The sequence below is a fragment of the Burkholderia sp. MS389 genome, from assembly GCF_016899425.1.
Lineage (GTDB): Bacteria > Pseudomonadota > Gammaproteobacteria > Burkholderiales > Burkholderiaceae > Burkholderia > Burkholderia sola.
This window is the reverse complement of the sequence record NZ_CP045994.1, coordinates 2,226,184-2,238,862: the sequence shown is the minus strand read 5'-3', so window position 1 is coordinate 2,238,862 and position 12,679 is coordinate 2,226,184. Positions and strand designations below refer to the sequence as shown.

The 12,679-nt window shown below is 67.1% G+C and carries 14 protein-coding genes; 6 read left to right on the top strand and 8 right to left on the bottom strand.

Translation table 11 applies throughout. The features are described 5' to 3' along the window. The first annotated feature begins 60 nt into the window (after positions 1 to 60). Both alc and GJG85_RS10360 read left to right on the top strand, forming a co-directional pair. A complete protein-coding gene (gene alc / locus GJG85_RS10365; protein WP_050013315.1) occupies positions 61 to 1,074 on the top strand; it encodes an allantoicase in 1,014 nt (337 codons plus the stop codon). Beyond that, a complete protein-coding gene (locus GJG85_RS10360) occupies positions 1,071 to 1,583 on the top strand; it encodes an ureidoglycolate lyase (protein WP_204383293.1) in 513 nt (170 codons plus the stop codon). The genes alc and GJG85_RS10360 overlap by 4 nt, the downstream gene beginning before the upstream one ends. Before the next feature lie 79 nt (positions 1,584 to 1,662). Here GJG85_RS10360 and GJG85_RS10355 read toward each other — a convergent pair whose 3' ends face one another. Next, positions 1,663 to 2,628 carry a LysR family transcriptional regulator gene (locus tag GJG85_RS10355; RefSeq protein WP_050013313.1) on the bottom strand — a complete coding sequence of 322 codons (966 nt, stop codon included), beginning with the start codon at positions 2,626 to 2,628 and terminating at the stop codon, positions 1,663 to 1,665. A 151-nt stretch (positions 2,629 to 2,779) separates the two neighbouring features. Here GJG85_RS10355 and GJG85_RS10350 point away from each other — a divergent pair, with 151 nt between their 5' ends. Both GJG85_RS10350 and GJG85_RS10345 read left to right on the top strand, forming a co-directional pair. After that, entirely contained in the window at positions 2,780 to 3,184 is a 405-nt protein-coding gene (locus GJG85_RS10350) for a RidA family protein (RefSeq protein ID WP_050013312.1), read from the top strand. A gap of 144 nt (positions 3,185 to 3,328) precedes the next feature. Beyond that, positions 3,329 to 3,739, top strand: coding sequence for an ACT domain-containing protein (locus GJG85_RS10345; protein WP_050013311.1), 411 nt, complete (start codon positions 3,329 to 3,331; stop codon positions 3,737 to 3,739). A gap of 107 nt (positions 3,740 to 3,846) precedes the next feature. Here GJG85_RS10345 and GJG85_RS10340 read toward each other — a convergent pair whose 3' ends face one another. Continuing rightward, positions 3,847 to 5,040 (bottom strand): urate hydroxylase PuuD, encoded by a 1,194-nt coding sequence (locus tag GJG85_RS10340; RefSeq protein ID WP_050013310.1) that lies wholly within the window; start codon positions 5,038 to 5,040, stop codon positions 3,847 to 3,849. A gap of 53 nt (positions 5,041 to 5,093) precedes the next feature. Next, complete coding sequence (uraH, locus tag GJG85_RS10335) at positions 5,094 to 5,447, bottom strand: hydroxyisourate hydrolase (RefSeq protein ID WP_089435183.1); 354 nt, start codon at positions 5,445 to 5,447, stop codon at positions 5,094 to 5,096. A 505-nt stretch (positions 5,448 to 5,952) separates the two neighbouring features. On the opposite strand from uraH, the gene GJG85_RS10330 reads away from it, so the two are divergent. Further along, complete coding sequence (locus GJG85_RS10330; protein WP_089488557.1) at positions 5,953 to 7,365, top strand: 8-oxoguanine deaminase; 1,413 nt, start codon at positions 5,953 to 5,955, stop codon at positions 7,363 to 7,365. Positions 7,366 to 7,466: 101 nt separating this feature from the next. Here the strand turns inward: GJG85_RS10330 and GJG85_RS10325 are convergent, their stop codons facing one another. Both GJG85_RS10325 and GJG85_RS10320 read right to left on the bottom strand, forming a co-directional pair. Beyond that, positions 7,467 to 8,396: a LysR substrate-binding domain-containing protein gene (locus tag GJG85_RS10325; protein WP_006478550.1), complete on the bottom strand. Its 930-nt coding sequence runs from the start codon at positions 8,394 to 8,396 to the stop codon at positions 7,467 to 7,469. Positions 8,397 to 8,617: 221 nt separating this feature from the next. After that, positions 8,618 to 8,827, bottom strand: a complete 210-nt coding sequence (locus GJG85_RS10320) for a dodecin (protein ID WP_011549586.1) — start codon at positions 8,825 to 8,827, stop codon at positions 8,618 to 8,620. Between the two features lie 190 nt (positions 8,828 to 9,017). Between GJG85_RS10320 and GJG85_RS10315 the strand changes: the two genes are divergently transcribed. After that, complete coding sequence (locus GJG85_RS10315) at positions 9,018 to 9,911, top strand: NAD(P)-dependent oxidoreductase (protein WP_204383292.1); 894 nt, start codon at positions 9,018 to 9,020, stop codon at positions 9,909 to 9,911. Between the two features lie 66 nt (positions 9,912 to 9,977). Here GJG85_RS10315 and GJG85_RS10310 read toward each other — a convergent pair whose 3' ends face one another. From GJG85_RS10310 to GJG85_RS10300, 3 genes are all read right to left on the bottom strand, one after another. Then, positions 9,978 to 10,424, bottom strand: a complete 447-nt coding sequence (locus GJG85_RS10310; RefSeq protein ID WP_006488003.1) for a hypothetical protein — start codon at positions 10,422 to 10,424, stop codon at positions 9,978 to 9,980. 333 nt (positions 10,425 to 10,757) lie between these two features. Continuing rightward, positions 10,758 to 11,189, bottom strand: a complete 432-nt coding sequence (mscL, locus tag GJG85_RS10305; protein ID WP_050013307.1) for a large conductance mechanosensitive channel protein MscL — start codon at positions 11,187 to 11,189, stop codon at positions 10,758 to 10,760. 241 nt (positions 11,190 to 11,430) lie between these two features. After that, positions 11,431 to 12,612 (bottom strand): tetratricopeptide repeat protein, encoded by a 1,182-nt coding sequence (locus GJG85_RS10300; protein ID WP_050013306.1) that lies wholly within the window; start codon positions 12,610 to 12,612, stop codon positions 11,431 to 11,433. Between the last annotated feature and the right edge of the window lie 67 nt (positions 12,613 to 12,679).

Here is a 12,679-nt window from a genome sequence, read left to right as displayed (position 1 = left end):
CCGCAATACGGCCCGCTGCGTCGCGGCGGTCCGATCGTCTCACTGAAACAAGGAAACATCATGGCTGTTCCGCTTCTCGATCCGAACGCACCCGATTTCACGCGGCGCTACGTGAATCTTGCCGACCCGCGTCTCGGTGCGCAGGCGCTCGAGGCCAGCGACGATTTCTTCGCGCCGAAGGACCGGATGCTGAACCCCGAGCCGGCCGTCTTCATCCCCGGCAAGTATGACGACCACGGCAAGTGGATGGACGGCTGGGAAACGCGCCGCAAGCGCACGACCGGCTATGACTGGTGCATCGTCAAGCTTGCGCGCCCGGGCGTGATCAAGGGCTTCGACATCGACACGAGCCACTTCACCGGCAACTTCCCGCCGGCCGCATCGATCGAGGCCGCGTTCGTGGCCGACGGCGCGCCGACGCACGCGACCGAGTGGGTCGAAATCGTCCCGTCGACGACGCTGCAAGGCAACAGCCATCACTACGTCGAAGCGAGCGACGCGCGCGCGTTCACGCATCTGCGCGTGAACATCTATCCGGACGGCGGCATCGCGCGCCTGCGCGTGTACGGCCAGCCGCAGCTCGACTGGGCCGGCGCGAGCGCGACCGAGCAGTTCGACCTCGCGGCGACGGAAAACGGCGGTTACGTGGTGGCGGCGAACAACCAGCACTTCGGCGTCGCGTCGAACCTGTTGCTGCCGGGCCGCGGCGTGAACATGGGCGACGGCTGGGAAACCCGCCGCCGCCGCGAGCCGGGCAACGACTGGGCGATCATCGCGCTCGCGCAGCCGGGCGTGATCCGCAAGATCGAAGTCGATACCGCGTTCTTCAAGGGCAACTACCCGGATCGCTGCTCGATCCAGGCCGCGTATGTATCGGGCGGCACCGACAGCTCGCTGATCACGCAGTCGATGTTCTGGCCGGTGCTGCTCGGCGAACAGAAGCTGCAGATGGACAAGCAGCACTACTTCGAACGGGAGATCGCGTCGCTCGGTCCCGTCACGCACGTGCGACTGAACATCATTCCGGACGGCGGCGTGTCGCGCCTGCGTCTGTGGGGGACGCTCGACAAATGAAGACGCTTGTCATCGAACCGCTGACCAGGGAAGCGTTTGCGCCGTTCGGCGACGTGATCGAAACGGCAGGGGCGAAGCAGATCCCGATCAACCTCGGCACGACGATCCGCTTTCACGATCTCGCGAAAGTCGACGTGACCGATGAGGGCGGCCGCCCGCTCGTCAACCTGTTCCGCGGCCAGCCGCGCACGCTGCCGTTCGAAGTGAAGATGCTGGAGCGACATCCGCTCGGCAGCCAGGCGTTCGTGCCGCTGAACGACCAGCCGTATCTCGTCGTCGTCGCGCCCGCGGGCGAGCTCGATCCGGCGAAGATCCGCGCGTTCGTGACGCGCGGCTGGCAGGGCGTGAACTATGCGAAGGGCGTGTGGCATCACCCGCTGATCGCGTTGGGTGGCGTCAGCGATTTCATCGTCGTCGATCGCGGCGGGGACGGGCTGAACCTGAACGAGCAGGATCTGCAGGAGTCGCAGTGGCTCACCGAGGATGCGCTCGATGCGGTGACGGCCTGAGTCAGGCTGATCGTCCGTCTGTCGAAACCCGCGCGGCCTGCGCGGGTTTTTTATATGCACTCGTTGGCTCGCTCGCGAATCAGGTTGCCGCGGCCTTGCGCATATTGCGCGAACCGTTGCCGCCGCGCTGCCGATTCGCGACCGGCGCATGTTGCGCCATCAGCTCGGCGACCCAGTCGACGAACACGCGCAGCTTCGCGCTGACGTGCCGGTTCGGCGGGAACGCGACATACATCGGCATCGGTTCGAGTTGCCATGGTTCGAACAGCGGCACCAGTTCGCCGCTCGCGCGATACGCGGCGGCCATGTAGTCGGGCAGCCACAGGATGCCGAGCCCCGCGAGGCCGGCTTCGAGGTACGCATTGCCGTCGTCGACCGCGAGCACGTAGCGCCCGCGCACATTGACCTGCTCGCCGTCGCGCTCCATCGCGAACGGCAGCGTCTTGCCGGTGCGCGCCCACAGAAAGCCGACGACCCGATGATGCGTATCTTCGAGTTCGGCCGGATGCGACGGCGTGCCGGCGCGCGCGAGATAGGCGGGCGACGCGTACACGCCGAGCCGCAGGTCGCCGATGCGGCGCGCGACCAGTGCGCGGTCGGTCGGTTCGCCGCCGCGCACGACGCAATCGACGTTCTCGCCGATCACGTCGACCACGCGGTCGCTCACGCCCATGTCGAGCTGGATGTCCGGATAGCGCGCATGGAACGCGGGCAGCGCGGGGATCAGGATCAGGCGCGCGAACGGAGTCGGCACGTCCACGCGCAGCCGCCCGCGCGGCGACGCCGACGCCGCGGACAGGCTCGTTTCGGCATCGTCCATGTCGGCCAGCAGCCGCACGACGCGCTCGTAGTACGCGGCGCCGTCGGCGGTGACGACGACCTTGCGCGTCGTGCGGTTGAACAGCTTCACGCGCAGCCGCGCTTCGAGCTGTTGCACCAGTTGCGTGACGGTGGTGCGGCTCATGTGCAGCGTGTCGGCTGCCTTCGTGAAGCTGCCGGCTTCCACCACGCGGGCGAACGCCTGCATTGCGTCGAATCGATCCATCGGTCGGAGCTCCGCGTCGGTCGCAGATTGTTTGGAACGCGCAAACAGTGTTGGACAGAGTTGCCGGTTTATCCGCCGCGCAACGGTTCTTAAAGTGCCTCCATCGTTGATGCAAGGGCATGTCGCCCGACAAGACCGATGGAGGTGTCGAATGGCAAAGCGTAGCGTAGTTTTTCCGCCGGGTCGCCAGGCGCTGTATGACCGCAACCGTTATTCGCCGGGGCTGCGCTCGAACGGCTTCCTGTTCGTATCCGGGCAGGTCGGCAGCCGCGAGGACGGCTCGCCCGAGCCGGAACTGGGCGCGCAGGTTCGTCGCGCGTTCGACAACCTGAATGCGGTGCTGCGCGCGGCCGGCTGCACGTTCGACGATGTCATCGACGTGACGGTGTTCCTCGTCGACCCCGAAGCGACGTTCGAGCGGGTCTGGGAGATCGTCCCCGAATACTGGGGCGACGCACCGCATCCGACGCTGACCGCCGTCGGCGTGACCTGGCTGTACGGGTTTCAGTTCGAGATCAAGGCGATCGCGCGGTTGCCGGAGACGGTCGACGGGTGAGCGGGGCGCGTCGTGCGACCGTTCGACGTGAGCGTCGACGTGGCGCCCGCGCTCGCGGACGAAGTCGCGATGGCGCACGTGTAGCGCGTGCTATCGTGCCCGCATCGCCACCACATGACGTCCGGTTCCCGGCGCGATCTTCCGATGAGCCAGCCTGAAAACGACCTCGCGGTCCTGCTGCGCACGATGCAGCCCGAACTGCATCCGGGTGCATTCGCATTCATCGCGCTACCGCACGCCGCAGACGTATCGTTATCCGAAGTGATTGCGACGTTCCGCGAAGCGGAGGGGGTGACGGTCGTGGTCGACGAGGAGACGGCCGCGCGCCGCGGCTGGCCGGTGCTGTTCCGCGCCGCGTGGATCACGCTGACCGTGCATTCCGACCTCGCGGCCGTCGGCCTCACGGCCGCGTTCGCGCGGGCGCTCGGCGCGGCTGGCATCAGCTGCAACGTGATGGCCGCCGCTTACCACGATCACATCTTCGTGCCGTTCGTCGACGGCCCGCGTGCACGCGATGTACTCGTCGCACTGCAGCGCGACGCGATGCGCGGCTGACACGCGAATGGCATTCCTCCGCGTGGGAAAAAAACGGGCCCGTGTGACCGGGCCCGCGAACGGAGAGAATGGCGCCGGCGAATGACTTCCGGCGCCCGGCGGGCGGCTTACTTGACCGCGCCGCCCTCGAACCAGGCGGCGAGCTTCGTCCGCTCGTCGTCGGTCATGTGCGTGACGTTGCCGATCGGCATCGCCTTCAGGCGCACGGCCTGGTCGTAGATGCGCTGCGCGTTCTTCGACACTTCGTCCGGCGTATCGAACATCACGCCCGCCGGTGCGCTGCCCATCAGCGTCGGCTTGGCCGAGTGACACTCGACGCAGCGCTGCTGCAGGATCGGCATGATGTCGTTGATCGCGATCTTCGGTGCGTTGGCCGCTTGCGCTTCCGGCGCGACCGGTTTTGGCATCGTCCACACCAGCGCGCCCGACAGCAGCGCGACGCCGCCGATCGGCAGGTACCACAGCTGCTTGCCGCGGTGACGCATCACGAAGAACTGGCGAATCAGCGCGCCGGCCAGCATGATCAGCACGAGCACGACCCAGTTGAACTTGTTCGTGTACGTCATCGCATAGTGGTTCGACAGCATCGCGAACACGACCGGCAGCGTGAAGTACGTGTTGTGCACCGAACGCTGCTTGCCGCGCTTGCCGTAGATCGGGTTCGGTTCCTCGCCCTTGAGCATCTTGTCGACCATCTTGCGCTGGCCCGGGATGATCACGAAGAACACGTTCGCCGACATGATCGTCGCGAGCATCGCGCCGACGATCAGGTAGGCGGCTCGGCCCGAGAAGATGTGGCACGCGAGGTACGCGGCGGCGACGACGTACAGGCCGACGCAGATGCCGAGCACGCGGTCGTTGGTGCCGAGCAGGCGACACAACGAGTCGTACACGATCCAGCCGGCCGCTAGGAAGCCGAGTGCGGACGCGACGGCGACGACCGGGCCCATGTCGAGCACGTTCTTGTCGATCAGGTACGTGTTCGGCGCAAGCAGGTACAGCACGAAGAACAGCGTGAAGCCCGACAGCCACGTCGTGTACGACGGCCACTTCGACCAGTGCAGGTCATCGGGCATTTCCGGTGGCGCGACCGTGTATTTCTGCATGTTGTAGAAACCGCCGCCGTGGACGTGCCACAGCTCGCCGAACACCCCGCGCTTGCGCTGGTTCGGGTCGGTCGGCGGTTTCAGGCTGTTGTCGAGCGCGACGAAATAGAACGACTCGCCGATCCACGCAATGGCGACGATGACGTGCAGCCATCGCAGTGCGAGGTTCAGCCAGTCGGTGATGAAGCCTTCCATGAAACTCCTCCAGACTCAGATCGTTTGTCTTGATGCAGGTGCTGATTCGAATGTCAGCTGCCGCGATAAGTGCTGTACGACCACGGCGACACGAGCAGCGGCACGTGGTAGTGCGAGCCGACGTCGGCGATGCCGAAGCGCAGCACGACGCGGTCGACGAAGCGGGGTTCGGGCACCTTCACGCCGAGCGCCGCGAAGTAGTCGCCGGCATGGAACACGAGTTCGTATTCGCCGGCGGCGAGTGCCGCGCCTTCGAGCAGCGGTTCGTCGCAGCGGCCGTCGCTATTGGTCAGCACGGTCTTGATCGCGCGGCGCGATTCGCCGTCCAGCGCGTAGAGGTCCACCTTGATGGCGGCGCCGGGGCGACCGTGCGCCGTATCGAGTACGTGGGTAGTGAGCTTTCCCATTCGTTGTTCCTTGTGTGAATGCGAGGTTCGGCGGCGACTCGATCCATGACTGTGCGGCGGATCGAGGCTCCACGTCACGTGGCTACATACCCGTCGGCGAGCGTGAAGCGAGCGCCGTGCAGGCATTGTAAAAAGGTTCCCCGTGCAAATACGTGCGCGATATCGAAGATAATGCGCCGCGCATGAGCGGCTGTCGACGGCCCGCCGGACAGGGCCGAGCGCACCGATGCCGGGCACGCGCGGGGCGTCGGGCGGCGTACCATACCGAATCCCTGAAGCACGGTATTCGCGATCGTGTATTGTGTGCGGCGCGCGCTTGGGCGATCCTCCCGCCGTGCGCGTCGGCCGGTGGCCGCGCGTACCCCGAAGACGGCGAGCACGCCGGGTAACCGGGCCAGGGCGTTCGAACGGACGCAGGCACCGGGGCGTGCCGCGATTCAGCGTTCGAACGGCTGTGTGACCGCTTCCAGGACAGCCCCTGGAGCCAGACCGACGCGGAGAACGCATGAATCTCGAGCAGCACGCCGGCGCACGCGCGCCGACCCCTTCCTCATCCCGCCCGAGGACCCTGCTGGTCAAGCACGCCGACGTGCTCGTGACCATGGACGACACGCGCCGCGAACTGCGCGACGCGGGGCTCTACATCGAAGACAACCGGATCGTCGCGGTCGGCCCGAGCGCCGAGCTGCCCGACACGGCCGACGAAGTGCTCGACCTGCGCGGCCACCTCGTGATCCCGGGGCTCGTGAACACGCACCATCACATGTACCAGAGCCTCACGCGCGCGGTGCCGGCCGCGCAGAACGCCGAACTGTTCGGCTGGCTGACGAACCTGTACCGGATCTGGGCGCACCTGACGCCCGAGATGATCGAGGTGTCGACGCTCACCGCGATGGCCGAGCTGCTGCAGTCGGGCTGCACGACGTCGAGCGACCATCTGTACATCTACCCGAACGGCAGCCGGCTCGACGACAGCATCGGCGCCGCGCAGCGGATCGGCATGCGCTTTCATGCGAGCCGCGGCGCGATGAGCGTCGGCCAGCGCGACGGCGGGCTGCCGCCCGATTCGGTCGTCGAGCGCGAGCCCGACATCCTGCGCGACGCGCAGCGCCTGATCGAGACCTATCACGACGACGGCCGCTACGCGATGCTGCGTGTGGTGGTCGCGCCGTGCTCGCCGTTCTCGGTGAGCCGCGAGCTGATGCGCGACGCGGCCGTGCTCGCGCGCGAATACGGCGTGTCGCTGCACACGCACCTCGCGGAGAACGTCAACGACATCGCGTACAGCCGCGAGAAGTTCGGGATGACGCCCGCCGAATATGCGGAAGATCTCGGCTGGGTCGGCCACGACGTGTGGCATGCGCACTGCGTGCAGCTCGACGATGCGGGCATCGGCCTGTTCGCGCGCACCGGCACGGGGGTCGCGCATTGCCCGTGCTCGAACATGCGATTGGCGTCCGGCATCGCGCCGGTGAAGAAGATGCGGCTCGCGGGCGTGCCGGTCGGGCTTGGCGTGGACGGTTCCGCGTCGAACGACGGCGCGCAGATGGTGGCCGAGGTACGTCAGGCGCTGCTGCTGCAACGGGTCGGTTTCGGGCCCGACGCGATGACCGCGCGCGAAGCGCTCGAGATCGCGACGCTCGGCGGTGCGAAGGTGCTGAACCGCGACGACATCGGCGCGTTGAAGCCGGGCATGGCCGCGGATTTCGCCGCGTTCGACCTGCGTCAGCCGCTGTTCGCGGGCGCGCTGCACGATCCGGTCGCGGCGCTCGTGTTCTGCGCGCCGTCGCAGACGGCGTACACGGTGGTGAACGGGAAGCTGGTGGTGCGGGAAGGGCGCCTTGCGACGCTCGATCTGCCGCCGGTGATCGAGCGTCACAACGCGCTGGCGCAAGCACTCGTGGAAGCGTCGCGCTGACGCGTCGGCGGGGAGGTCGCGCCGCACGTCGCGCGGCCGTTGCCGTCACACCCGCCGCGCAACGGCGTGCCCGGCGGGCGCGTGGCGCGCGCCGTATGCGATTACGCCTCGATCAGCGTGCGGGTGGCCTCGGCGACGAGGCTGCGCAGCCAGCGCACTTCGTCGGAGTAATGGCAGCGCTCGTGCCACAGCTGGTAGTACTGCATCGGCGGGAAGTCGAGCGGCGCCGGCACGACGGACAGCGGCAGGAACTTCGCGTAGTGATCGGCGAACAGCCGCGTGGTCGTGAAGATCAGGTCCGACTTCACGAGCACGTAAGGCGCGAGGTTGAAGTACGGCAGCGTGACGACCACGTGGCGCTTGAGCCGTTCGCGCGCGAGATGCACATCGATCGCGCCGCGCTGGCCGACCGAGTACGGCGTCGGCGCGAGATGCGGCGCGTTCAGGTACTGGTCGAGCGTGAGCCCGCCGCGCTTCGCGAACGGATGCGTGTTGCTCATCAGGCAGACGATTTCGTCGACGAACAGGTTCGACAGGTGCAGCTGCTCGGGCGGTTCGGGCCAGTTGCCGACGACGATGTCGAGCTTGCCGTCTTCCAGCGCGAGCTCGTAGTCGAACGCGGGGCCGAGCGAATGGAACTCGAGCGTCGCATTCGGCGCGGCCAGGCGGAAGCGTTCGACGACGGTCGGTACGAACAGCACGTTCAGGTAATCGGGGCAGCCGATCCGGTAGCAGCGGATCGACGTGGCCGGGTCGAAGTTGTGCTGCTGAAACTTGATGCGCTCGATTTCGCGCAGCGCGTTCTGCACGGGCTCGAGCAGGCGCAGCCCGTATTCGGTCGGCACCATGCCGGATTTGCCGCGCACCAGCAGCGGATCGCCGGTGATGTCGCGCAGGCGGCGCAGCGCGGCGCTGATCGCCGGTTGCGATTGGTTCAGTTTGACGGCCGCGCGCGTGACGCTGCGCTCCATCAACAAGGTGTGCAAGACGCGCAAGAGGTACGTGTCGATCGCCTCGCGTTGCTGACTCATGTTATCTCCGGTTTATATGGCTGGGCTGATCGAGGAATGGGGTGGGTATATCGTTTTTAATATGAACGAAAATCAGCGTCAAGAGATGGATACCCGCGGCTACCCGCCGGCCGGGCCTCGACAAGGGGCCGGAACGGGGCGAAATGCAGGCGAGCGCAGCGCCGCACGGATGCGCATTGCACGCATCCGGTGGTGGGGCGTCGCGTGGCGCGTGCGGCGCGTCAGTCGTCGATACGCATGCCGACCTTCAGCGTGACCTGCCAGTGCACGACCTGGTCGCCTTCGATGTGGCCGCGCGTTTCGGTCACCTGGAACCAGTGCAGGTTGTGCAGCGTCTTGCCGGCTTTCGAGATCGCGTTGCGGATCGCGTCGTCGCTCGATTGCTGCGACGAACCGGTCAGTTCGATCAGCTTGTACACGTGGTCGCTCATGATGCGCTCCCTGGGATATCGGTCTGTATTGCCGGGGCAACGCGCGGTCCCGAAGCGGTTCCGCTACGGTTCCGCTACGGTTCCGCTACGGTCCCGCTACGGTCCCGCTACGGTCCCGTGCATGCCCGGCTTCTTGAGTGATAGGTATGATGGGCGGCAACTGCAACCCATATCGGAGATGAGGCGCATCGTGGAGGTCGGATTTTGCGGACCAGGATTGATGGGCGCGCCGATGATTCGGCATTTGCTGGCGGCCGGGCATCGCGTGAGCGTATGGAATCGCTCGCGCGACAAGGCCGACGCGCTGGTGAAGGACGGCGCGCAGGTGGCGGGCATGCCGCACGAGCTGGCCGAGCGCGTCGAGACGGTGTTCGTGTGCGTGCTCGACGGCCGGGCGGTCGGCGACGTCGTGTTCGGCGAGCACGGGCTGCTTTCCGGCGACGCGAACGCGCGCCGCCTGCGACGCATCGTCGATCATTCGAGCATTCCGCCCGCCGCCACGCGCGACTACGCGGCGCGCGCGGCCGCGCTCGGGGTCGGCTGGGTCGATGCGCCGGTGTCCGGCGGCGTGCCGGGCGCGCAGGCCGGCACGCTCGCGGTGATGGCCGGCGGCCGCGCGGCCGATCTCGACGCGGTGCGCGCGCTGATCGACACGTACGCGTCGCGCATCACGCACATGGGCAATGCCGGCGCGGGCCAGACGGCGAAGCTGTGCAACCAGGCGATCGTTACCGCGACGGTCACCGCGATCGCCGAGGCGATCGGCCTCGCGCAGGCGAGCGGCATCGACGCCGCGCGTCTGGCCGAGGCGCTGGCCGGCGGCTGGGCCGATTCGGTGCTGCTGCAGACGTTCGTGCCGCGCATGACGTCGGGCGGTCATCCGCCGATCGGCGCGCTCAGTACGTTCCAGAAGGATGTCGATGCCATCGCCGACGCCGCGCGCGACACCGGCGCGGTGATGCCCGTGTCGGCCACCGTGCAGCAGGTGCTCAGGCTCGGCGCCGCGCAGGGACTCGCCGGCGCAGATTTCGCCGCGTTCATCGACATCGTGCGGCCGGGCAACGGCCGCCAGCAGGCGTCGTGACGGGCAAGCGGGGCGTGTGAATGGCAGATGGGCCGCCCGGAGGCGGCCCATCGAATGACTGGCGGATCAGCCGAGCGAGCGGGGTGTCGTGTCGCCCGCGTTCTGACGGCCGAGGCCGCCGCGCAGGCTCGCCTTCGTGCCTGCACCAAACTCGGGCAGGATGCGCGCCCGCGCCCGGCTGGCGAACACGAGGAAGCCGAAGCCGTTCGCTTCGTACCAGTATCCGCCGTTCTCGAGGCCGTCGAGCGGCTGCTCGAGCGCATTCGCGATCGATTCGATGCAGCGCTTGCGCAGCTCGGCGATGGCCGGATAGGGCGGCTGCGCGCCGCGCACGCTGCACAGAAGCACGTCGAGGCCCGGCAGCACGTGCGCATAGAGGACGGGTTCGTCCTGCGCGCGAGCGCGGGCAATCTTGGTGTCGAGCTGGGCAAACGGCTTCGAGTGGCGCAAGACCGCGAGGAACGACTCCTGGCCATCCTGCGGCGCACGCCGACGTTTTTTCGGGAAGGACATAAACACTCGCCTCAAAAACAATTGCAAGAAATGCGGCACTTTCATGCGACCCACTCCCGGCTATGTACGCCGCATGTCGATCCTTTATAGCACACGAAAATGCTGCATTCGTGCAGTACGACGATCAATGTCTCCCGTCGACCTGCTCGCCATGATCGACACAGCCAGCGTCTTGGCGCCCGTACTGTCGTTTAGTCTCCATCATAGACCTGCTTTTCCCGCGCGTGCATTCGCTCGTCACAAAAAAGTGAGATACGCCGCATGCGGCGGTGCATCGCATGCGCAATAAAAAGGCCCGCGCGGGGCGGGCCTGGCTGGCGGAGCGTGTCGCGGTCAGCGCTGCTTGAGCGAATCGCGGATCTCGCGCAGCAGCACGATGTCTTCCGGCGTCGCGGCCGGCGCGGCTTCGTCCGGCTTGCGCAGCTTGTTGATGAATTTCACCATCAGGAAAATGATGAACGCAAGGATCACGAAATTGATCGCCACGGTGATGAACGAGCCGTAGCCGAATGCGGCGACGCCCGCGGCCTGCAGGTCCTTGAACGAATCGGGATTACCCTTGAACGACGGCGGGATGGTGCCGAGCAGAACGAACTTGTTCGAGAAATCCAGGCCGCCGGTCAGCACGCCGATGACCGGCATGATGAGGTCCTTCACGACCGAGTCGACGATCTTCGAGAACGCGCCACCGATGATCACGCCGACGGCGAGATCCATCACGTTGCCCTTGACGGCGAACTCCTTGAATTCCTTGATGATGCTCATGAGCGGCTTTCTCCTGGTTGGGGCGGGGGGAGGCGTGCCGCGACGCGCAGGATTGCTTTGCGTCGAATGAAGGTCGGTGGCACGCCGATGGCCGCATGATAGCGAACGTGCCCTATTGCCGGTAGCCCATCTTGAAATGATTGACAAATCCGCGCGTCGGCGCGGCCGGTCATGCCGCAGCGCGTGGCGTGCGTGGCCGAGCGTCGACATGCAGGTCGACACCCGGTGCACCCGTACTCACTCAGGTGTTGTCGTCGGTCCAGCCGTCGTCGTTGCTGCCGAGATCCATCCCGCTGCCGCCGCTGTTGCCGTCGCTCCAGCTCGAATCGTCGCCGCGGCCGAGGTCGAAGCCCGGATCGGTGTCCTGCCGACGGTTTTCGCCGTCGACGATCACGTCGCGTTCGACCACGCGCTCGCGGCCGCCGGACATCGCTTCGCCGAGCAGCACGCCGGTCAGGAGCCCGCCCATTCCGCCGCCGAAACCGCCACCTTGCTGGATCACGACGGGCGGCTGCTGTTGCGGATACGGTGGTTGCGGCGGGTAGGGCTGCTGCTGATACGGCTGACCCTGGGCGCCCGTCATGCGGTCGGCTTCCTGCGCGTACACCGAGCCGCTGCCGTTCGCTGGCGCCGTGGGCTGCGCGGCCGGGTCGGGGCGGCCTTCGACGCGCGCCTTCACGCTCGCGTGGCGCTGTTCGAGTTCATCGACGCGATACGGCGGCACCGGATTCTTGCCGTTCGACAGCGTCTCGACGAGCGTGCGCGCGTCGTTCTCGATCGCTTCGAGTTCGCCGGTCAGCGCCGCGGCGCCGGGCGCCGTCGACAGTTTCGCATCGAGCTTCAGCGGCCGGATGTCGTTCAGCACGTCGGTCGCGCGCTTGAGCTGCGTGCGGCGTTCGTCGTCGGCACGGCCGTTGTCGGCCGTGCGCGCGCGCCGCAGCGTCCAGCGCAGCACCAGCGCGATCACGGCGACGATCAGCCCGAGGCCGATCCACATGCCGGTCGACGGGCCGTGTTTTTCGGCCGGCGCGACGGCGGGGGCGAGCCCCGGCTGCAGCGTGCCGGCCTGCGTGGCCGACGGCGTGTTGCCGCTCACGCGCGCGGCGTCGGCGCGAATGCGCGACTCCGTCTGCGCGAAGCGCGACGCGTCGGTGAACTTCAATTGCGGATCGAGCGATTTCGCGCGCTGCAGTTGCGCGAGCGCGTCGGACGCGCGGCCTTCGCGGTCCAGCACCTGCGCGTACAGATAGCGCGCATGCGCGTTGTTCGGATGGGCGTCGATGACTTGCGACAGCTGCGTGTCGGCTTGCTGCCAGTTGCGCTGCGCGATCGACTGCTCGACCTGCTGAAGCGACGGGACCGCAAACGCGGCGGACGACAGCAACATCAGCGACAGGCCGAGTGCGGCGAGAGATTTCTTCATGGTCGAACCGGGCGCATGCGCCCGTCTCCTGACGATCGGTTCGCGCCGCGCGCCCGGGCCGGGGCGC